The sequence below is a fragment of the Psychrobacter okhotskensis genome (genome assembly GCF_013248965.1).
In the GTDB taxonomy this organism is placed as follows: Bacteria; Pseudomonadota; Gammaproteobacteria; order Pseudomonadales; family Moraxellaceae; genus Psychrobacter; species Psychrobacter okhotskensis.
Genome location: NZ_JABRVQ010000024.1, coordinates 17733 through 38177, shown reverse-complemented (window position 1 = coordinate 38177; position 20445 = coordinate 17733). Strand labels below are relative to the sequence as shown.

At 44.4% G+C, this 20445-nt stretch carries 19 protein-coding genes; 14 read left to right on the top strand and 5 right to left on the bottom strand.

Going from position 1 to position 20445, the window contains the following annotated elements:
• Nucleotides 1-167: 167 nt before the first annotated feature.
• The 4 genes from pstC to phoU all read left to right on the top strand — a co-directional run bounded on the left by pstC (nucleotide 168) and on the right by phoU (nucleotide 4170).
• Complete coding sequence (gene pstC, locus HQR03_RS11455) at nucleotides 168-1121, top strand: phosphate ABC transporter permease subunit PstC (protein ID WP_010200767.1); 954 nt, start codon at nucleotides 168-170, stop codon at nucleotides 1119-1121.
• An 89-nt stretch (nucleotides 1122-1210) separates the two neighbouring features.
• Nucleotides 1211-2119: a phosphate ABC transporter permease PstA gene (gene pstA, locus HQR03_RS11450; protein WP_173240248.1), complete on the top strand. Its 909-nt coding sequence runs from the start codon at nucleotides 1211-1213 to the stop codon at nucleotides 2117-2119.
• A gap of 56 nt (nucleotides 2120-2175) precedes the next feature.
• Nucleotides 2176-3108, top strand: coding sequence for a phosphate ABC transporter ATP-binding protein PstB (gene pstB, locus HQR03_RS11445; RefSeq protein ID WP_407074171.1), 933 nt, complete (start codon nucleotides 2176-2178; stop codon nucleotides 3106-3108).
• A 273-nt stretch (nucleotides 3109-3381) separates the two neighbouring features.
• A complete protein-coding gene (gene phoU, locus HQR03_RS11440; RefSeq protein ID WP_173240247.1) occupies nucleotides 3382-4170 on the top strand; it encodes a phosphate signaling complex protein PhoU in 789 nt (262 codons plus the stop codon).
• Between the two features lie 104 nt (nucleotides 4171-4274).
• On the opposite strand, the gene HQR03_RS11435 is transcribed toward phoU, so the two are convergent.
• Nucleotides 4275-4565 (bottom strand): oxidative damage protection protein, encoded by a 291-nt coding sequence (locus tag HQR03_RS11435; protein ID WP_025652557.1) that lies wholly within the window; start codon nucleotides 4563-4565, stop codon nucleotides 4275-4277.
• Nucleotides 4566-4754: 189 nt separating this feature from the next.
• Nucleotides 4755-6128, bottom strand: coding sequence for an argininosuccinate lyase (gene argH, locus HQR03_RS11430; protein WP_173240266.1), 1374 nt, complete (start codon nucleotides 6126-6128; stop codon nucleotides 4755-4757).
• 101 nt (nucleotides 6129-6229) lie between these two features.
• Between argH and HQR03_RS11425 the strand changes: the two genes are divergently transcribed.
• The 6 genes from HQR03_RS11425 (at nucleotide 6230) to HQR03_RS11400 (ending at nucleotide 12338) form a co-directional block, all read left to right on the top strand.
• The gene (locus HQR03_RS11425; RefSeq protein ID WP_173240246.1) at nucleotides 6230-7381 is read left to right on the top strand and encodes a histidine kinase; all 1152 of its coding nucleotides are present in this window, start codon (nucleotides 6230-6232) and stop codon (nucleotides 7379-7381) included.
• Nucleotides 7382-7557: 176 nt separating this feature from the next.
• On the top strand, nucleotides 7558-8295 hold the full coding sequence (locus tag HQR03_RS11420) for a LytR/AlgR family response regulator transcription factor (RefSeq protein ID WP_101211189.1): 738 nt from the start codon (nucleotides 7558-7560) through the stop codon (nucleotides 8293-8295).
• A gap of 206 nt (nucleotides 8296-8501) precedes the next feature.
• On the top strand, nucleotides 8502-9536 hold the full coding sequence (hemC, locus tag HQR03_RS11415; RefSeq protein WP_101211190.1) for a hydroxymethylbilane synthase: 1035 nt from the start codon (nucleotides 8502-8504) through the stop codon (nucleotides 9534-9536).
• Between the two features lie 145 nt (nucleotides 9537-9681).
• Nucleotides 9682-10668, top strand: coding sequence for a uroporphyrinogen-III synthase (locus HQR03_RS11410; RefSeq protein ID WP_173240245.1), 987 nt, complete (start codon nucleotides 9682-9684; stop codon nucleotides 10666-10668).
• A gap of 97 nt (nucleotides 10669-10765) precedes the next feature.
• The gene (locus HQR03_RS11405; RefSeq protein ID WP_173240244.1) at nucleotides 10766-11782 is read left to right on the top strand and encodes a hypothetical protein; all 1017 of its coding nucleotides are present in this window, start codon (nucleotides 10766-10768) and stop codon (nucleotides 11780-11782) included.
• Between the two features lie 64 nt (nucleotides 11783-11846).
• Nucleotides 11847-12338, top strand: a complete 492-nt coding sequence (locus HQR03_RS11400; RefSeq protein WP_173240243.1) for an acyl-CoA thioesterase — start codon at nucleotides 11847-11849, stop codon at nucleotides 12336-12338.
• A gap of 95 nt (nucleotides 12339-12433) precedes the next feature.
• Here HQR03_RS11400 and ribBA read toward each other — a convergent pair whose 3' ends face one another.
• Entirely contained in the window at nucleotides 12434-13546 is a 1113-nt protein-coding gene (gene ribBA, locus HQR03_RS11395; RefSeq protein ID WP_025652548.1) for a bifunctional 3,4-dihydroxy-2-butanone-4-phosphate synthase/GTP cyclohydrolase II, read from the bottom strand.
• A 285-nt stretch (nucleotides 13547-13831) separates the two neighbouring features.
• Nucleotides 13832-15124, bottom strand: coding sequence for a replication-associated recombination protein A (locus HQR03_RS11390; RefSeq protein ID WP_101211194.1), 1293 nt, complete (start codon nucleotides 15122-15124; stop codon nucleotides 13832-13834).
• Nucleotides 15125-15448: 324 nt separating this feature from the next.
• Here HQR03_RS11390 and HQR03_RS11385 point away from each other — a divergent pair, with 324 nt between their 5' ends.
• On the top strand, nucleotides 15449-15949 hold the full coding sequence (locus HQR03_RS11385) for a type IV secretion protein Rhs (RefSeq protein WP_173240265.1): 501 nt from the start codon (nucleotides 15449-15451) through the stop codon (nucleotides 15947-15949).
• A 257-nt stretch (nucleotides 15950-16206) separates the two neighbouring features.
• Nucleotides 16207-17184 (top strand): hypothetical protein, encoded by a 978-nt coding sequence (locus HQR03_RS11380; protein WP_173240264.1) that lies wholly within the window; start codon nucleotides 16207-16209, stop codon nucleotides 17182-17184.
• 88 nt (nucleotides 17185-17272) lie between these two features.
• Here HQR03_RS11380 and gltA read toward each other — a convergent pair whose 3' ends face one another.
• Entirely contained in the window at nucleotides 17273-18553 is a 1281-nt protein-coding gene (gene gltA, locus HQR03_RS11375) for a citrate synthase (RefSeq protein ID WP_173240242.1), read from the bottom strand.
• A gap of 1044 nt (nucleotides 18554-19597) precedes the next feature.
• Between gltA and sdhC the strand changes: the two genes are divergently transcribed.
• Both sdhC and sdhD read left to right on the top strand, forming a co-directional pair.
• A complete protein-coding gene (gene sdhC, locus HQR03_RS11370; protein WP_084212321.1) occupies nucleotides 19598-19984 on the top strand; it encodes a succinate dehydrogenase, cytochrome b556 subunit in 387 nt (128 codons plus the stop codon).
• A gap of 2 nt (nucleotides 19985-19986) precedes the next feature.
• Entirely contained in the window at nucleotides 19987-20391 is a 405-nt protein-coding gene (gene sdhD, locus HQR03_RS11365) for a succinate dehydrogenase, hydrophobic membrane anchor protein (protein ID WP_173240263.1), read from the top strand.
• Nucleotides 20392-20445: the final 54 nt, after the last annotated feature.

Here is a 20445-nt window from a genome sequence, read left to right as displayed (position 1 = left end):
AACAACTATTCTCCGGTAGTTGTTTGAAAGGTTTTATCACAGCGAATTTAATCGCAAAGCCAATGATATTTATAGCTTCTGATACTTATATCTGCTGAGTTTGTTGTGATAAAACCTGATAAACACACTCATTTTTTAATCTTATCCTATTGAATGCTGAGACACTTATGACAGACTTAAGGTCCCAACTGGCTAAACAAAAACGTTACGATGCTTTATTCGTTAACTCCACCAAAGCATTTGCCATACTGGTATTGATGTCTCTAGGTGGTATTTTAGTGTCGTTAATTGTCGGGGCTTGGCCAAGTATTCAAGAGTTTGGTCTAGGTTTTTATACCAGCAATAACTGGGATACGGTCGCCAATGAATATGGTGCACTTGCACCCATCTATGGCACCTTAGTGACCTCATTTATCGCCATTCTGATAGCCGTGCCAGTGAGCTTTGGCATTGCCATATTTTTGACCGAAATGTGTCCTGCTTTTCTAAAAAAACCACTTGGTATCGCCATTGAGTTATTGGCTGGTATCCCCTCTATCATTTATGGTATGTGGGGCTTGTTCGTCTTCGCGCCGTTTTTTGGCGATCACATCCAACCATGGTTTATTGAACACGTCGGCCCTTTACCGATTATCGGTAAACTGTTTGAAGGCGCACCGATGGGACTGGGTATGTTCACAGCGTCCTTGGTGCTTGCCATCATGATTATTCCCTTTATCGCTGCCACCATGCGCGATGTTTTTTCCGTCGTGCCAGACTTATTAAAAGAATCAGCCTATGGCATGGGCGCGACGACTTGGGAAGTCATGTTCAAGATTATTTTGCCGTATACCAAAGCTGGTGTGGTTGGTGGTGTTATTTTAGGACTGGGCCGCGCATTGGGCGAGACCATGGCGGTGACTTTCTTGATTGGTAATGCCTTTAATATCAGTCCAAGCCTGTTTACCTCTGGGGTTACGATTACCTCAGCGCTGGCCAATGAATTTGCCGAAGCCTCTAGTGAGCTACATCTGGCATCGTTGCTGCATCTGGGCTTAATATTATTTGTGATTACTTTTATAGTGTTGTCCATAGCGAAGCTTATGCTCATGCGCATGGATCATAAAGCAGGCAATCGCTAAGCCAACGTTGTATCAGCACGATAGAGATTAATGTTGTCTAAAAAGATTATCTAAAAAGGCTATCTAAAAAGATATGGGAAACGAATGTTATGCCTAACCCTGCTATCAATGCTACTAGCGCATTACCGGTAAAGACAAGCTTTGAGGCACGTTATAACAAAAGCCTTTATAACAAGCGTCGTCGTCTGAATAAGCTTGGTCTAGGCTTTGCGTTGTCGGCGATGGCGTTTGGCTTATTTTGGCTATTATGGATTTTACTGACCCTGTTCGTTGAAGGTTTTCAAGGATTGGTACAGTTGCCAGTATTTACGGCTGATACCCCACCACCGATGAGCGCAGGTGGTCTACGCAATGCCATTGTCGGCTCAATCATGTTGGCATTTTCAGGACTGTTTATCGGTGCGCCCATTGGCCTGATGACCGGTATTTATTTATCAGAATTTTCTCAAGGCAGTATGCTGGGCAAAGTCACCCGATTTTTAAATGATATTTTGCTATCAGCACCCTCGATTGTGATTGGTCTCTTTATTTATGCGCTGATGGTCAAAGGCAATAATTTTTCTGGTTGGGCAGGCGCGTTGGCGTTGGCATTAATCGTCATCCCTGTGGTCGTACGCACCACAGAAAACATGCTTAACTTAGTGCCTAATAGTATTCGTGAAGCGGCCTATGCATTGGGTACACCAAAGTGGCAACTGGTGACCAAAGTTACGATTAAAGCGGCCAAAGCGGGATTGACCACAGGCGTATTGTTAGCCTTTGCCAGAATTACCGGTGAGACTGCACCGTTATTATTCACTGCGTTGAATAATCAATACTTCAGTACCGATATGGGTAAACCTATTGCTAACTTGCCCAACACCATTTATCAGTTTGCGATGAGTCCCTATGACAACTGGCATACCTTGGCATGGTCGGCGGCCTTACTGATTACCTTGTCGGTATTGATATTGAATGTTTTGGCACGGTTTATTGGCAATCGGGGTCACAGTAAATAACAGCTACCAAAAAATCAGGCCTCGTCGGTTTTTACTTAAATTTATATCAAGTCAGGTTGGATACTATTATGAATGATGTCATCAATAAAGCGCCTAAAAAAACGGCGGTTAAAAAGTCTCATATCACTGAAGACAATCTATTAACCAACCCTTTATCGACCAGTGCACAAATGGCTCAGCCAAATGTGGCAAGCTTTAATAAGCAAACCCTGCATGATATTCCGCAGAATATGCCGCCAGCAAAGCTAGAAGTTCGAGATTTAAGTTTTTATTATGGGGATTTTAAAGCCCTTAAAAACATCGACATCGATATTCCGGATAAAAAGGTGACGGCGTTTATTGGGCCTTCAGGGTGTGGTAAATCAACGCTGCTGCGTACTTTTAACCGTATGTATGATTTGTATCCGGGCATGCACGCAGAAGGCAGTATCAACCTTGATGGCAAAAATATCTTAGGTAAAGACGTCGATGTTAACCTGCTACGCGCGCAGGTCGGTATGGTCTTTCAAAAGCCAACGCCATTCCCAATGTCGATATACGATAACGTCGCCTTTGGTGTGCGACTTTATGAAAAGTTAAGCAAAGCTGAGCTGGATAATCGCGTGGAATGGGCGCTAAAAAAATCGGCATTGTGGCCAGAAGTAAAAGACAAGCTAAAAGCGTCAGGCTTGTCTTTATCAGGCGGACAGCAGCAACGACTGTGTATCGCCCGTAGTGTTGCTACCAAGCCTGAAGTGCTGTTGCTTGATGAGCCAACCTCTGCATTGGATCCTATCTCAACGGGTGCAATCGAAGACCTGATTGAAGATTTAAAAAACGACTACACCATCGCTATCGTCACGCATAACATGCAGCAAGCGGCAAGGGTATCGGACTATACGGTCTATATGTATTTGGGCGATATGATTGAGATGGGCGAGACGGATCAGATATTTACCAAACCGGCGCAAAAAGCCACAGAAGATTATATTACCGGTCGTTATGGCTAAGCGCATTGATGATTAAGGTGGGCGACGCTTAGAGTCAGCAATATTGTCGCGTTTTTAGGATATTTTAACTATAGATAAGCTGCACTAATAATAAGACGCTGATAACAAGACGCTGATAACAAGCAAACAGGATGAGTGCTTATTGTGAGCAATCATTCGAAGTTTTTAGCATTGACCGAAGTATATCGGCAGCTCGGGTTTGAGCACTCAAATCATGTGCGATTTAATAGGCATACGGTGTCATCAAAACCTAGATTTCAGGGAATACGTTCTATGCAAAATGACAAGCATATCTCCAAAAGTTTTGACCAAGATCTTGATGAAGCGATTCGACTGTTTCTGCATATGGGTGACAGCGCGGCCAATCAGGTCGCCAAGGCCATCCATGCGTTGACCGATAAAAACCAGACGCTGGCACAAGAAGTGATTGATATGGATTTTGACATCAATCGCATGGAAGTCGATTTGGACGAACATATTTTATTGCTGGTTGCCAAGCGTCAGCCCGCTGCTAGTGATTTGCGTTTGGTCATGGCTATTAGCAAGGGTGTGGTCGATTTGGAGCGTATCGGTGATGAAGCAGTAAAAATTGCCCAGATGGCAATCAAAATTATCGCGCAAGGTAAGACTGAATATGGCTATGCGGAAGTGCAGCATCTGAGCAACCAAGTTCGGTTAATGGTACACAATGCGCTAGAAGCTTTTAGTCAGTCGAATGCTGAGCAAGCCTTTGAAGTCATGCGTAACGACAAAGTGGTCAATGATGAGTATCAGTCGGCCATTCGCGCCTTGATGACCTACATTATGGAAGACTCGCGCTACGTCTCAAAAGTCATGAATATCATGTGGGTACTGCGCGCGCTTGAGCGTATCGGTGATCATGCGCAAAACGTGGCAGAGCTGGTTATCAATTATATTAGCGGGCAGGATGTGCGGCATTCAGATTATGCTGAGGTCGAAAAAGCGGTGCAAGAAGCCAATGATCGCATGGCGGCTCGTCAAGCTAGTGCCACGCAAGTTGCTGATACTGATGCTGGGTCAGTAGACAAGCATAAGGATTAAACAGCTATTCAGCTTATCAGGCATTTAGTCTATCAATAAAATCTCAATAAAAAACGCGCCATATTATTTATATAGCACGTTTTTTATAGCAGAAAATCAAAAAATTAGCTTTCTGGCGTCCAACCTTGCGCGCGCTCATAATCTTCATTGTCTAAAAATTTATCACGTTGCTCGGTCAAAAACTGCTTGGCTTTAGGATCCATCATGCTTAGGTGGTTTTCGTTAATCAGCATGGTTTGATGCTCAAGCCACTCTTTCCAAGCTTTGTCAGAGACCGTTTCTTGCAGCTCTTGACCTTTTTTATTAGGAAAAGGCGGATGTGGCATCTTTGGTAATTCTTGCTGATATTTGCGGCAAAATACCGTATTGGCTTGGGGATTAAAACTCTCAGCCATAATAGACTCCTTATTAATTATCAAATGATTGAATCAAATATTGGTATCCCCCTATGATAACGGTCTTGGTAGATTTAACCAAGCCTATCAGGTGTATAGAAGGTAACCATTCATTTTTTTAACGCTAATAAAAAACCCGCCTAGAGAGCGGGTGTTTTTACTAGTAGGCTTATATTTTTATCAAATGTTTTATGCAAACACTTTTAAACGCGCGCGACCATTAACGACGGCTTGCTTAACCTGATTGGGAGCGGTACCACCTAAATGATCGCGAGCTGCCAATGAGCCTTCTAGCGTTAGATACTCAAAGACATCGTCACCGATGGCATCGCTAAACTGCTGTAGCTGTGCCAAAGATAAATCGCTCAAATCGACCCCTTCTTTAATACCTAAAGCGACGGCATGACCAACCACTTCGTGAGCATCACGGAAAGCGACACCGTTACGCACCAAATAATCAGCCAAATCAGTCGCTGTCGCATAGCCTTTCATCGTAGCAGCGCGCATGTTTTCTTTATTTGGCGTGATATTTGGTAGCATATCAGCGAACGCTAATAGCGAACCCGTTAAGGTATCGACGCAATCAAAGAGCGGCTCTTTGTCTTCTTGGTTGTCTTTGTTATAGGCAAGCGGCTGGCTTTTCATTAGACTTAATAGCGTCATTAACTGCCCGAAGACACGGGCGGCTTTACCGCGAACCAACTCAGGTACATCAGGGTTTTTCTTTTGCGGCATGATAGAGGAGCCGGTACAAAAGCGATCTGGAATTTGCACAAAGTTAAATTGCGCGGACATCCAAAGAATAATCTCTTCGCTCATGCGTGACATGTGCATCATTAGAATAGAAGCTGCTGAGGTGAACTCAATGGCAAAGTCTCGGTCCGAAACCGCATCCAGTGAGTTTTGACAAATACCTTCAAAACCTAGCAGTTTGGCCGTAATCGTACGGTCGATGGGGAAGGTCGTACCCGCAAGGGCGGCGCTACCGAGCGGCATTTGATTGATACGGCGACGCGCGTCAACGAGGCGTTCGGTATCGCGGTATAACATCTCAAACCATGCCATTACGTGATGACCAAAGCTGACGGGCTGCGCGGTTTGCAAATGGGTAAAGCCTGGCATGATAGTATCAGTATGCTGCTCAGCCAAATCTAGCAAGCCGCTTTGTAAACGTACCAATAGGGCGATGATATTATCAGTTTCTTCACGTAGCCACAGGCGGATATCGGTGGCAACCTGATCGTTACGGCTACGACCTGTATGTAGCTTTTTGCCTACCGCACCGACGATATCTGTCAGGCGTGATTCAACGTTCATATGCACGTCTTCAAGCGCAATCGACCAGTTAAACTCACCGGCTTCAATCTCACGTAGTACTTGTTGTAGACCGCCAATAATAGTCGCAACGTCCTCGGCGCTCAAGATATCGCACTCTTTAAGCATGGTGGCATGCGCAATCGAGCCTTGAATATCATGACGGGCGAAGCGTTGGTCAAAACCAACCGAAGCGGTGAAGGCGGCAACGAAGCTATCCGTCGCTTCACTAAAGCGTCCGCCCCACATCTGTTGGCCTTGGCTGTTTTGTGGCGCTGCGTTTGTTATAGGGGCATCTGTGCTAAAATCAGTGGCAGATGAATTTTTATTTGAATCGGGATTACTAGGATTTGAAGAATTGGCGTTCATATCGGTCTAAGACAAGTCAAGAGAATAAGAGCTCAAGTATAGCAAATGATGAGGTTGCCTTACTAGCTGCGCGCTTAGAGTTTTTTATTCCCAAGCTCATGGATGTCATGAGACCTTGGCAGTGGCTGCTGTATATCTTTTTTTGGTCACTGTTTGTGACGGTGATTGACCGTCATGACTTGGCAACTTGGTCAGAATTTATGATTAAGTTTATGAGCCGATTTGTGCAAAACACAGTGAGCATCATCCCTTCATTGTACTTAATTGATTATTTACGCCCTGTCTTTACACGCATGAGCATCGTTAAAGCCAGTATTTATGTACTGATGATACTCATGATCGCCTCTGGCATAACCATGACATTAGTCATGCTGATCATGCTCAATGTGGGCTGGATTGAATACAATCTGCAAACTTTTATTATAGAGGTCCTGTTCGATACCATCATTGGTGGTGGCTTTACCTTGGTATTCTTGCTGTATTTTTTACGCCGCTATCGTGAAGTCAACGCGCTCAAGCAATCGTTTGAATATAAATTGACAGCGCAAAACGATGTGATTAAAGCGCGCCTTGCCCCGCATTTTTTCTTTAATACCATTAATACTTTGGTGTCTCTTATCGAGTCTAACCCATCACGAGCCGCCGACTTATTACAGCACGTGTCAGCATTATTTCGTGCCAGTTTTGAAGGCGCACGCGAGATTAGCTTTGAAGAAGAAATCGCCCTTTGTGAGCATTATCTTGCCATTGAGTCTATCCGCTTAGCAGATAAGCTGATCATGAGTTGGCAGCTTCCCGATGAGGATGTGATGTATGATATGGTCATCACCGCGTTGACGCTACAGAGTGTGATTGAAAAAATGCTGCTGAATGTGGTTGAGATGACGACAGAGACTATTTATATGGATATCGAGGTAACGTGGCAACAGCACCGCGTGACCATCACAATCCATGTGCAGCTGCCCCAAAAAACCTTGATGATTAATTACGATTTGCGCCAGCATATGAATTTTTATATTCAAGCTGAGCGCTTACGGGCTTATTTTGGCGAAAGCGCGGACATTCAAAGTACGGTGACCAGTAAACAAATTGTCACTGTTATTGACTATCCTCTGCAAGACGTCAGTTTATAATACTTTTCTGGTTTTATTCCTATCGGTAACTGACCGTGGCATATTTATTGCAGAATTTATTATACTACTATCGTCGTTGGTTTTAGATGATGGCGATAAAAGTTTAGGAATAAATGCTATTATGTTATTGATACTATTAAAAAATCTACTAAGTATGCCGTAAGAGAGGAGTTTCCATGCGGATTGTAGTTTGTGATGATGAGCCATTGGCACGTGAGCGTTTGGTTAGGATTGTGCAGGAGTCAGGTCATCAAGTGGTTGCGCAAGCAACGACAGGCGCAGAGGCCATTGTTGCGGTAAAAACTCAACAGCCAGACATCATTTTACTAGACATTCGCATGCCTGAAATGGACGGTGTACGCTGTGCGCAAGAGCTGTCCAAGCTGGAGCATCCACCAGCGATTATTTTTGTCACCGCTTACGATCATTACGCGATTGCGGCGTTGAAAGCCAATGCGATTGGTTACTTATTAAAACCGGCTAACAAAGATGAATTGTTAGAAGCGCTTAATAAGGCTAAAAATCTAAATGCGGCCCAGCTAAATGAGATTCGTAAGCTCGAAGACCCAACGGCACGTCCCGTGCGAGAACATATCGCGGCGCGTACCCATCGCGGTGTCGAGTTGATTAAGCTCAAAGATATTTATTATTTTACCGCGGATCAAAAGTACGTCAAAGTTCGTCATAAAGACGGTATTGTATTGATTGACGAAACCCTAAAAGAGCTTGAGCAAGAGTTTGAAGACCGCCTCTTTCGGGTACACCGGAACGCTATCATCAACCTCAGCTTTTTGGACTTTTTAGAAACCCTAGATGCTGGACAGTATCAGATACGCTTTAAAGGGATTGATGAGACGCTAGCGGTTAGCCGCCGTCACCTACCAGCGTTACGTGACAAAATTCAAAGTATGTAACAGACCGTTGCGATAGCGAAATAATCAGCCCATATCATCAAACCCTTATTTATGCTTAAATAGGGGTATTTTTTTGCGTCAGCAGTCATGACATATGGTTTTTATCACCTATTTGATAGGGTGGATTTGCGTGAGGGTTTAGCATCCATTTGGCGTCCATTTGGCATTGACAGCGCATTATCGTACCGAACTTATTGAGGCCCTTTATGAGCAATCCGCAGCAACCTGCTTTGACCACCTTAAATATCGCCACGCGTCAGAGCCCATTGGCGTTATGGCAAGCTGAGCATATTCGTGATCGCCTGTTAGAGATGTATCCTAGCTTGACCATTAATTTGCTAAAAATTGTCACTAAAGGTGACAAAATTTTGGATACACCCTTGGCTAAAATCGGTGGTAAAGGCTTGTTTGTCAAAGAGCTTGAGCAGGCATTGTATGCTAAACAAGCGGATATCGCCGTGCATTCACTAAAAGACGTACCCATGCAGTTACCAGAAGGCTTGACGCTCGGTGTTTATTGCAAACGCGCCTCGCCCACGGATGCCTTTGTCTCCAATACTTATAATAGTATTGATGAGTTGCCACAAGGCGCGGTAGTCGGCACGTCAAGCTTGCGTCGTCAGTGTCAAATCAAAGCCTACCGCCCCGATCTGCAAATCAAAACCTTGCGCGGCAACGTTGGTACCCGTTTGGGTAAGCTGGATGCGGGCGAGTATGATGCGATTATCCTAGCGACCAGTGGGCTACAGCGCATTGAGCTGGATGAGCGTATCCGCGGTGAGCTTGATATCGATGCTTGCTTGCCAGCAGTTGGACAAGGCGCTTTAGCGATTGAATGCCGTGAGGGTGATGCTGAAGTACTAAAACTACTCGCGCCGCTTAATGACGACAAAGCCCGTATTCGCCTTATCGCTGAGCGCGCGCTAAACCGTCATTTAGAAGGGGGTTGCCAAGTGCCAATTGCGGCTTATGCTGTTTTACAAATGGCTGATGAAACCGCCGCCAACAACGATGACAATGGTAATAATGGCAACAATGATAACGGCAATGTATTGTGGCTACGTGGTCGTGTGGGTCAGGCTGATGGTAGTGAGCTGCTAAAAGCGGACAAACGATTAACATTAAGCGGCACACAAGATGAGCAAGAAGCGCAAGCCAATCAGCTCGGTATCGATGTCGCCGATCTGCTGCTCGCTGATGGTGCTGGTGCTATCTTATCAGCGATTTATCATCCTGAATAATACCTCAGTGCTAGTGCTTAAACAGTAAATAAGTACGGCGACTGGCTTGGACATATAGTGGTAATCGCTTATACGCCCTTTGATTACGCTAACTTTAATTTCATCAGCATTTTGTCATTGTCATTGTGATTATCATGGTAGGTTTATGTCTTACTCAACATCGCAGTCTACTGATTCCAATCGGTCCACTGAGAATTTATCAGCGCCGCAACAAGTGGTCATCAATACGCGCCCGATAGAGCGTGCAGCGCCACTGACCCAGTGTCTACAAGCGGCAGGACTGTCGGTCATTGAGATGCCGATGTTGACATTACAAGCGCGTGCCACGACCGATAAAGACAGACAAATGGTGCGGCAGTGGCTGGCAGGTGATTATCAAGCATTGGTTATTGTTAGTCCGACCGCTGCGGCCTCTGGGTTAGCCATGTGGCAAGCACTTGAGGTTGAGCGTCAAAAACCAAATAAGACTACTGAGCTGGTAGAGTCCGCATTGATGGCGTTAGAAACGCCAAGTCATTTGATTGCGGTTGGTGATGCGACTGCTGCTGTCCTCAATAATGCCCAGCTACCCGTGGCCAGTTATCAAGTACGACAGCCTAGCATTGCCAATAATGAAGGTATGCTAGCGATGCCTGAGATAGAAAGTCTACAAGCAGGCGATAAGCTATTGATATGGCGCGGGCTTGGCGGACGTCGTCTGCTAGTCGATACCTTACAGGCGCGCGGTGTGCATATCGATAGTATTGCTTGGTACGAGCGCATCATGCCAGAGGATGCGCAGAGCCAGTATGAGCAATGGTTGCAGGATTTTTATGCACAAAATGCTTTGCAAGCTAATGCCACTGTAGATAGAGTAAAGCCAATTGTCGTGATCAGTAGTGGCACGGCTTTTGAGCATTGGGCCAGTATTGTTGAAGCCGCGGTAGTTAAGGTTTTAGACGAGAAGAATTTAGAAGCAATTGCAAATCAAAGCAAGACCGATAACGCGGCGCTTAAATTATCAGACTTCGCTTATGTCGTATTGGGCGAACGTTTGGCAAACATGGTCGCACAACAGCAGCTGAGCTATTGGCGTGTGGAAGATTTGGCACCAGAAACTATTCTGGCAGCCATTAACTCTAAAACTTTATAAACATATAACTGTGCTAATTGATGACATGCCTTAGTGCTTGATACATTTTTTCGCTCGCTTTAAACATGGTTAACCTTACCAATAACGGTACTGTCTTATGTCAACGAATTCTGAATCATTATCTAGGGATCCTTCTGCTATCCAGCAGCGCCGCCAAGCAAACACCTTATTGTTGCGTCTGCAATGGTTGGTGATATTGCTACTTATCGCGGCGTTATTAGGCCTATATATTAGCCATCAACGTTTTCAACACAGCGTCAATGAGCGCTTACAAAGCAATGAGCAGGTGATCAGTCGTCTAAATGAGATGGATGATCGCATATTCGCCATGAGTCAGCAGACCTTACCAGAGCCGAGCGTAGCGGCCAGTAACCAAGCTCAAAACCAGCTAGATTTACTGCGTATCCAAATACAGGCAGCCAATAGATTACTGGCTGACAATAACGATAGTGCAGCGATAGACTTACTACGCGGTCTGCACTGGCAATTATCACAAAGCAGCAATGAGATTGCCCCGGCGTTGACCGTGGTCATTAAGCAAAGCTTGCTCAAAGATATCGAACGTCTGCAAGCACAAAGTGCACAACCAAGCCCATGGCAAATCCAAAATCTAGCGATTCAGAATATTCAAGATTTTTTGCACAGTCATGAGCGGGCAGCGAACAGCAATAGTAATGGCACTAACAATAATAATGGCAATGAGAGCACTCAAAAAAATACTCAGCAAAGTAGAGCAGTAGGCAATAATAATCTTACCCTGAACCGCCGCCAATTAACCATTCATGAAGTTATCATGACATTGAATTTAGCGAGCCAAGCCAGCAATATGCGTGAACAGGATCAGCTTATCAGCTATCTGACGCAAGCTCGTAAGCAATTAAAAACCTTAGTACCACCATCTTCTATGACTGCTAGCAAACAACCTGCGCAATCAGCAGCAAAAAGTACGACGAGCGCTACTAAAAATACAAACGATTTGGCCAAGAATTTAGAAACAATGAAAGCGCCAAGCGACATTGCAGAAGTGATTAATTGGCTCGATCAACTTATTGCCAACGCACCGAAACCAACGCCACTATTGACCACGCAAATTCTAGAAAAACCGCCACGTTAATGTCAATGAGCAAATCTTGTTTAAAATAGTCGTCTATATCAATATTGAAAGATAAGGTTAAAACATGGATAAGAAAAATAAGACAGCCAATCGTGCCGTTGATGTATCAAGCGCTAGCCGCCCTGAGGAATTGGCACATTATCCTGTTATTCATCATCAGCCGATTCACTGGGGCGAGATGGATGCGTTTAACCACTTAAACAATGTCGTCTATTATCGTTATGCTGAGTCAGCGCGTATTGCGTATTTGCAGACGTTAGGGATGTTTGATGGCAGTATGGTGACAGTCCTCGCTCAGTCTAGCTGTCAGTATTTACGACCAGTCGTATATCCTGACACTTTATTATTGGGCGTACGCTGTCAACGCTTGGGCACAACCAGTATTGTTATAGAATATAGTTATTATAGCGCTTCGCAGCAAGCGCTGGTCGCTACTGCTGAGGCAGTCGTGGTGCGCTTAGAGAGTGATGGCAAAACTAAGTTGCCTTGGACAATCGAGGAGCGCAAGCGACTGCTCGCATTAGAAACAGCAGTCGGACACACGCCTAAATTTTAAAAATTAACCCCTAATAAATGAAAAAAGCACGCTAACGGTAAAGTAGCGTGCCTTTTTATGTGTGACTAATATTGAATTATCCAGCCAATCGAATCCTAAACTTGCTTTGGCGCATGCACAAAATCAACCACGTTCAGATCAAAGCCTGAAAGGGCATAAAACTTCATTGGTGAGGACAATAGGCGCATATCACGCACGCCTAAATGGCGCAAAATCTGTGCGCCAACCCCGATACTACGATAAGGCTGTTGGGTAATGGTAGATAGCGACTCATTATCAGCGGCTTTATCCAAGGCGTCGCCCAAATCAATCGGTTGATGACTGCCAATCCAAACCAACACGCCGCGATCTGAGGCACTGATTTCTTCTAACGCCGACTGTACGCTCCAGCCACTACGGCCTGTGGTATCATTTTTAGCAGCAAATAAATCACGCAAAGGGTGGAAGCCGTGTACACGTACCGTACTGACGCCTTCGCTGACATCACCTTTTACCAAGGCTAAATGCGTTTCATCCGCCCCAAATTCGCGGAAGCGATGTAGGGTAAAGGTGCCGTGTTCAGTCTCAAAGGGACGCGACTCAATCTCTTCTACCGTTTGCTCATTGGCAATACGATAGTTGATGAGGTCAGCGATGGTGCCCATTTTGATGCCGTGCTCTTTTGCAAATATCTCGAGATCATCACGGCGTGCCATTGTACCATCAGCATTGATGATCTCTACAATCACTGCTGCGGGCTCAAGACCTGCCAATCGTGCTAAGTCGCACCCTGCTTCGGTATGTCCGGCACGGTGCAATACGCCGCCGTTTTGTGCCATGATCGGGAAGATATGCCCAGGTTGTACGATGTCTTCAGGTTTTGCTGCAGATGAGACCGCTGCTTGAATAGTGCGCGCGCGATCGGCCGCAGAGATACCCGTGGTGACACCTTCAGCTGCTTCAATTGACACGGTAAAGTTGGTGCTAAATTTTGCCTCATTGCGATCTGACATCAGCGGTAGTGCCAACTGTTGGCAACGTGCTTGTGATAAAGTCAAACAAACCAAACCACGAGCATGGGTAATCATAAAGTTAATATCTTCAGGGCGCACATGGGTCGCTGCCATGATGATATCACCTTCGTTTTCGCGGTCTTCATCGTCCATCAAAATAACCATTTTTCCGGCACGAATGTCTTCGATAATCTCAGGAATCGTATCTAAACTCATAGGAAGTCTCAATATTTTATTATGTATAAATCAGTGTGATGTGGGATATAAATGTTTATCCGGCTATTGTAGCAGTAGATAGCACCACGCGCTGCTGTGCTAAGGTAAAACCTGCCTTAGTTGGCGCAATATGCTATAAAAATGACCTACTCACTTGGCTGGTGTATATCGTTATGAGGTCATTTTAACGCTTTTCACTCCAGCATGCTGCATCATCTTGACAATCTGTCCATTAATAGCTTAAAAATAGTGATAAGTAATATCAATGATGCAGACAGATAATCTTTATTGGTCATTACTCGCCGCTTGGCTTTTTAGCCAATCCATAAACTGCTTGCTGTGTTGTTCACGCTGATTGTCCGCAAACTCATAAAAGCTTGTCCCGATTAAATTGTCTGGTAAATATGACTGCGGATAATAGTGGTTGGGATAATCGTGCGGGTAGATGTAATCTTGACCATAGCCTTGATTACGCATCAGCTTGGTCACGCCATTACGTAGATGTAGCGGCACAGGAGATGCATCCTTTTCTGCCAACGCCATTGCAGCATTGATGGCTTTATACGTGCTATTGCTTTTGGCACTGGTCGCCAGATAAACCACCACTTGTCCTAAGATAATACGTGCTTCTGGCATACCAATCGACTGTACACTACGTAATGCTGCATCGGCGAGGAGTAGGGCATTAGGATTGGCATTGCCGATATCTTCACTGGCCAAAATCACTAAGCGCCGCGCAATAAAATCGGCAGGCTCACCGCCAACGAGCATGCGCGCCATCCAATAAAGTGCTGCATCAGGATCGGAGCCGCGTACGGATTTTATCATTGCCGATATAATATCGTAATGCTGCTCACCATCCTTGTCATACCGTACTAAGGCGGTTTGCGCCACTCGGCTAACCAGTTCGTCATCAATAATCATTGGCGACTGCTTAGCGTCAGCCGTTTGAATGGCTAGCTCTAATACATTTAGCGCCTTTCTGGCATCACCATGCGCCAGTTGACTGATGGTATTTTGTGCTTGCAGGTCGATAGTCAAATTTTGCAGAATGTTGTCTTCTTGCATGGCTCGTTGTAAGACCGCACTGATTTGTTCAGGCGTTAGTGGCTCTAGACGATAAACTTGGCAACGAGATAGCAGCGCATTATTGACACTAAAAGAGGGGTTCTCGGTGGTCGCGCCAATCAAAGTAATATCACCAGATTCTACCGCGCCCAGTAGCGCATCTTGTTGGGCTTTGTTAAAACGATGAATCTCGTCGATAAAAACCACTGGCGATTCAAAGTTTAAAGAATCTTTGGTATCTAGCACTTCACGCAGTTGTTTGACGCCAGTATTCAAGGCGGATAGCGCATGAAAAGGCCTGCCAACCGCGTCAGCCAACAGCATCGCAATCGTGGTTTTACCAATGCCAGCTTCGCCATGCAAGATAATGGACGGCAGGTGTCCTTGCTCCACCAAGCGTCTCAATGGCGCACCCTCTGCTAATAAATGTTCTTGACCAATGATGGCATCAAGAGTCGTGGGGCGCATACGCTGAGCAAGTGGGGTATCGGCATGAAAGTTAGGCGGCATAGGACTCTCTATTATAGGATCGGCTGTTACAGGGTCTGATAATGATTATTTCATCAAAACGACTATTGATTGAATTGAAGACACGCCCTAGACATTGGTAGTAAAAATAAGCTAATTTAGACAGACAGTACTTCATTTTTATACAAACAGCTCTTTATTACTATTATGGTTGAGCTGCTAGGCTAACGCAGATTGGCGTTAAGAAAAACTGGCTAAGTGTACAGCTTATGTCCTAGACAATTGGTTTTTAATGTTTGGTTTTTAATGTCTGTATTCCTATTAAGGGCTCAGCACCATTCGCTAGCATAAGGCAATCCATTGATGATGTCTCAGCAGACTTTCAAACAGTTTTTACGGACAAAATTTTCCAAAAAACAATCACGCAAGCTGACTGCTGGTGAAATTGTGCTGGCTCGTTCAGTGTTCGGTAGCAATATTAAACTTGATGATGTTCATCTTAAAACGGCGCGTTGGGTACTAAAAAACTATGCGGTTAGTCCCAATGGCAACATTTACTTTCATCCTGCAGATTGGATAGCAGATTTTAGCCATGCCTCTATTGGTAAGCAAAGTTGGCTGATACACGAGCTAACCCATGTTTGGCAGCTACAACAGGGCCTCAAGGTGGTACGCGGTGCGCTTATCAATCGCCGCTATGATTATGTATTAGAAACAGGCAAGTCTTTTTTTAACTATGGTATCGAGCAACAGGCGCGCATGGTACAGGATTATTTCGTACGTCAGCAGCTTGGGAAAGACTGTCACGATTTAGAAGCCTGTATTCCATTTTTGACCAGACAATCTGTGGACAATACTAAAAAATAGATAGCTCATTCAGCGGTTAAGCTCTATATTGTGATAAATAGCTATTTTTCTGAATACCCAATATTATAAATAGCGATGATGATAAAGCAGGCTAAATACTACAAACACCAGTATGGCTGCGCAAAAACCGAACGCATTAGCACTATACTGAAGCCATACACTGAAACAATGCACTGAAGCCATGAAATGTCGCGACAATCTGAGCTTTTAATAGGTTAGCTTCTAACGTTAGCTTTTAACAAAGGATATGTACTTTGATGTTTAAATTTTTGTCAGCTGAGTCTGATATCGATTCGCACAACGATAGTATCAACCAAGGTCGCCTTTGTCTGCGCTCATCGTCAATGTTGCTGGCGGCGACAATGACAGGGCTGCTATTCTTGACGGGCTGTCAGCAAAAGCCAGCAGAAGAGCCTGTGATAGATTATGACCAAACCACTGAAAAAACAAGCGTAGAAGACAGCGAGCCTATGCCGCAAAGTGATTCAGCTGCTGCCCGCATAGAGCAGTTCCAGCCCTTGTACGTCGCTCAAGCGCAAGGGTTGCAGCAGCGCTTGCAAGCAGAGTATGAGTCATTACAAGCTGCTGATGCGTCAGGTGGCGATGCTTTATTGCTTGAAGGAGCGCCTGACACTACGGCTAATGATGATGGCAATCTTGGCAATCAAGTGACTGCTAGTAATACACCCGATGATAGCGGCTTGCCAGCTACAGAGGCAAGCGACAATAATGTGTCTGAGCAAGCATCAGTACCAGCCGCTACCGAGAGCGATGTTACGGATGCTGACATTAACACCAGTACTGAGGTTGGTGAGCGCGATTTGACCGTGCTTAAGCGTATCAGTCTTGAGCCACGTAAGCCGGTGATGTTGTCGGAAGCACAGATAATAGAAAGCTATCAGCAAGCGATGGAAGCACTATATCAACCGGTAACGACACCACTTAGTGCTGAAGATATCAATACCTTAATTAATATAGCAACCTTGACCCCGCAACTGTTCGAGCATGCAGAAATCGCTGGCAGAGTCAGTGCAAAAAGCCCAGCGCTGGCGCGTTTGATAATTCAACATCAAGTCTGGGAGCAGATAGAAGCTCAGCAAGTGTTAGATATGCAGCAGATGAAAATCAATCAGCAGCAAGAGTTTGAAACACTGATGACTAAGTTCAATGAAACCATTAAAGACTACGATGAGCAAATTGCCAAATATGAGCAGACGTTAAAAGAGTTTCAGTAAAGTGTGATTTGTCATCACGTTATTAAATTTAGACCATAAAAAATCCCGCTACGAGAGCGGGATTTTTTATGTTGCTGATAAGGGCTTACTATTTGCGATCTTCAACTTTAACAAAATCGCGTTTTGTCTCACCAGTATATAACTGACGCGGGCGACCGATTTTGAACGGTGCACTGTGCATCTCTAACCAATGGCTGATCCAACCAGAGGTACGGGCTAGAGAGAAGATAACCGTAAACATTGACGTTGGGATACCAATGGCTTTTAGAATGATGCCAGAGTAAAAATCAACGTTTGGATACAAGTTACGCTCGATGAAGAACGGGTCTTCTAAAGCGATTTTCTCAAGTGCCATAGCAAGCTCAAGCTTAGGATCGTTGATACCAAGCGCGGCTAATACTTCATCACAAGTCTCTTTCATTACTTGTGCGCGTGGGTCAAAGTTTTTGTAGACGCGATGACCAAAGCCCATAAGCTTCACTTCACGGCTCTTCACTTTTTCCATGAATTCAGGCACGTTTTCTACCGAACCGATTTCATCAAGCATCTCAAGAACAGCTTCGTTCGCGCCGCCATGTGATGGGCCCCAAAGAGCCGCGATACCAGCAGCGATACAAGCGTAAGGGTTTGCACCAGTAGAACCCGCTAGACGTACAGTAGACGTTGAGGCGTTTTGCTCATGATCTGCGTGCAAGGTAAAGATTTTGTCCATGGCTTTAGCGATGACTGGGTTTACTTTATAGTCAACGTCAGCAGGGGTGGCAAACATCATATATAAGAAGTTTTCTGCATAGCTAAAGTCATTGCGTGGATACATGAACGGTTCGCCTTGTGAGTATTTATAACTCATCGCAGCAAGCGTTGGCATTTTAGCAATTAGACGAATAGCAGTGATTTCGCGATGATCTTCATTGCTGACATCTAGGTTTTCATGATAGAACGCTGATAAGGCACCAACGACACCAACCATAATGGCCATTGGATGCGCGTCACGGCGGAAGCCTTCAAAGAATTTGCGTAATTGATCATGAACGCCTGCATGCTTGCGAATTTTTTCAAAGAAGTCGGCTTTTTGCTCGGCGTTAGGTAACTCGCCATGAACGAGGGCATAGGCCACTTCTAAATATTCAGCATTGTTTGCTAATTGATCGATAGGGTAGCCGCGATGTAACAACTCACCTTTACCACCATCAATGAAAGTGATTTTTGATTCGACAGGTGCGGTTACTTTAAAACCAGGGTCATAAGACCAAAAGCCTGACTCTTGTATAGCTGCAACATCGATAACTGGGCGCCCTAAAGTGCCTGTAATAATAGGAAGTTCGTATTCTTTACCATCTACGGTTAGTTTGGCGTTAGTGTCAGCCATAAATTCCTCTCCATTGGTTGTAACTTGTTAGAATAAAATATACCGACGCACAGCCTCGCGCCATTAGTAGTCAAACGGTCAAAATGTTTTAACCCATTTAATATGCAGGCTATATTAGCAGCAATTCTCTCTGATTTGAAAAAACTTTTAGCAGCAATGGCACCAACTGGTGTGGTTTCATAGTATTTATCTACTGTAATTTTTGTATCAAAATATGTCTGCTTGGTTATTTTACTTAAAAAATGCCTTTTTATGGCATTAAGCCAAATCCCATTATTCACATAATATTGGTGTCAATTTGCCAAAATATAGCTATTAGCATTTTGGTTATTTATGCTAAAAACAGAGTGCGTATGAGTAGTAGGCGAACAGAATAGGTCAACAAATTCGTTAGGCTGAGATGTCGGAGGGGATTTAGTATTGCACAAATCCGCTTGTTTGTTAAATAAGCCTTCTAATTTCATTACTTTAGGGATAAATTTGTAATTGTCGCCCAGTCATTTTATAATTAGCGTTACTTAACTGGCACTCGCTCTGTGCGAATTGATAAGTGGTCGTGGTATAGTATCGCTTAAAGCTGATTCTATCTGTATTTGGCGATGACCAAATGGTGACTGTTTAGACCAAAACCCTAGGTGATGGTCTCATGGATCTTGTTAACTGTCCTATTCTTAAGTAATTAGTAAATAATTAGCCTGTTTTAGTGAATGCACTTATGGTTCATAGTGATATAGAAACGACAGTCGTATTTTTCTGTATCAAAAGTATCAGTAAAAATAGAATAGTTAATCGATCTAATGAATGTTTATCTTTACTTGTTGGCTAGTGGATGGGCTGTCGTCAAGAGCTTATCAGTTTGATAAGTCCTGCTAAACCGTTTATCAAAACCTTTTATCATACGATCCTTTCTTCATATTTAGCACAAACTAAACGAAGTCAGCTAGCTCTTCCTTACTTTATTCGTCTCGTGTGTTGCTCAATGCCTAATTGACGCCATTAATGTCAAGCGTTGCTAGCAGATACAGGAGTATAACCGCAAAAAGGATGCCCGCTGTGAAAAGCAACCGACCTATTGATCTGCCTTTAAGCCAAGTGATTAGCGTTAATCGCTCACCGATCGCAATTGCCTCAATCTTGCATCGTATCACTGGTATTATCTTATTTTTACTGATTCCTGTCATGCTGTGGTTACTACAGAACTCATTGGCCTCGCCTGAGAGTTTTGAGACCGTGTTTGACAACGTACTCGTGCGCTTTTTGGCATGGATATTCGTGGCCGCGATTGCTTATCACTTTGTGATGGGTATCAAGCACTTATTCGCTGATATGGGCATGAACGAAGAACTAAAATCTGGCCGCACTGCCTCTATGGTCAGTTTTGTGATTGCAGCGATTCTAATTGTCGCGTCATTTGTATGGGTGATGTTCTAATGATAAAAAATAATTCAGGAGTCAAAAGCGCGACTGGTCTCACCGGATCAGGCTCACGTGATTGGATTGTTCAGCGCATTAGTGCTGTCGTCTTAGCCGTTTATAGTGTGGTACTTCTAGGCTTTTTCTTAACGCATGGCGATGTGACCTTTGTTGAATGGTCACAGTTTATGATGAGCTTGCCGATGCGCTTATTTAGCTTGGTGGCTATCCTTGCGCTAGCAGGTCATGCTTGGGTGGGAATGTGGACCGTCTTTACGGATTATATTACCACGGGCAAATTAGGCTCAAGCGCAGCAGGTCTACGTCTGGTGTTGCAGACACTTATGATCATTGCCATTTTAGTATTCTTATTTTGGGGTATTATGATTTTTTGGGGTAATGGCTTCGCTGTCGTTGCTGTCTAAAGACTCAATATCTAAGCCTTATTTATCGGTAGGTTTTATCAATAACGCTATCAA